The organism is Paractinoplanes rishiriensis, assembly GCF_016862375.1.
GTDB classification, from domain to species: Bacteria; Actinomycetota; Actinomycetes; order Mycobacteriales; family Micromonosporaceae; genus Actinoplanes; species Actinoplanes rishiriensis.
This window is the reverse complement of sequence record NZ_BOMV01000171.1, coordinates 1-964: the sequence shown is the minus strand read 5'-3', so window position 1 is coordinate 964 and position 964 is coordinate 1. Positions and strand designations below refer to the sequence as shown.

The window sequence follows — 964 nt, the reverse complement described above, 5'->3', positions numbered from 1 at the left end:
TGCTGGACGTGATGATGCCCGGCCTGGACGGCGTCGAGGTGTGCCGGCGGCTGCGGCACCGGCTGCCGGACCTGCCGGTGGTCATGCTGACCGCGCTCGGCGAGGAGGCCGACCGCGTGCTCGGTCTGGAGGTCGGTGCCGACGACTACGTGACCAAGCCGTTCTCCCCGCGCGAGCTGGTGCTGCGGATCCGGTCGGTGCTGCGCCGCGCCGCCGGCCCGCCGGCCGGGCCCGCCACACCCGTCCTGCTGGCCGACGATGGCCTGACCGCCGACACCGGGCGACGCACCGCAACCCTGGACGGTGCTCCCCTAACGCTGACCGTGCGCGAGTTCGACCTGCTCGCCTTCCTGATGAGCCACCCGGACCGGGCCTGGTCCCGCGCCGAGCTGCTGGACAAGGTCTGGGGCTGGCAGTTCGGCGACCACTCGACGGTGACCGTGCACGTCCGGCGGCTGCGCGAAAAGGTGGAACGTGATCCGGCCGAGCCGTCCCGCATCCGCACCGTGTGGGGTGTCGGATACCGGTACGAGGCGGGCGGTTCATGAGGGACATGCTGCTCATCGGCCTGTACGCGCTGCTGGCCGGCGGCGCGGTCGGCGCGGCGGGCGCGGTCGCGCTGCGCCTGCTGCGCGGCCGGTCCGTCCTCGTACACATCCTGCTGCTGCTCACCGTCACCGTCCTCGCCGTCGCGGCGGGGGTGGCCACGGTCGCCTCGGCGATGTTCCTGTCCGGCCACGACCTGCACGTTGTCCTCGTCACCGTGCTGGCCTCGGCCGCCGTCAGCCTGCTGGTCGGCGCCCTCTTCGGCCGCCGGCTCGCCGCCGCCGCGGTCTGGGCCCGTGCCGCCCGGGAACGCGAGCAGCGGCTCGAGGCCGGCCGCCGCGACCTCGTGGCCTGGGTGTCGCACGACCTGCGCACCCCGCTCGCCGGGCTGCGGGCGATGGCCGAGGCACTCGAGGAC

The 964-nt window shown here is 74.6% G+C and carries 2 protein-coding genes; both read left to right on the top strand.

What is annotated here, in order from left to right:
* Window positions 1-548, top strand: a 548-nt coding sequence (locus Ari01nite_RS49455) for a response regulator transcription factor (RefSeq protein WP_203791703.1), incomplete at its 5' end; no start/stop codon positions are given.
* The coding region (locus Ari01nite_RS49450; RefSeq protein ID WP_239163716.1) for a histidine kinase dimerization/phospho-acceptor domain-containing protein at window positions 545-964 on the top strand (420 nt) is incomplete at its 3' end. The genes Ari01nite_RS49455 and Ari01nite_RS49450, both read left to right, overlap by 4 nt.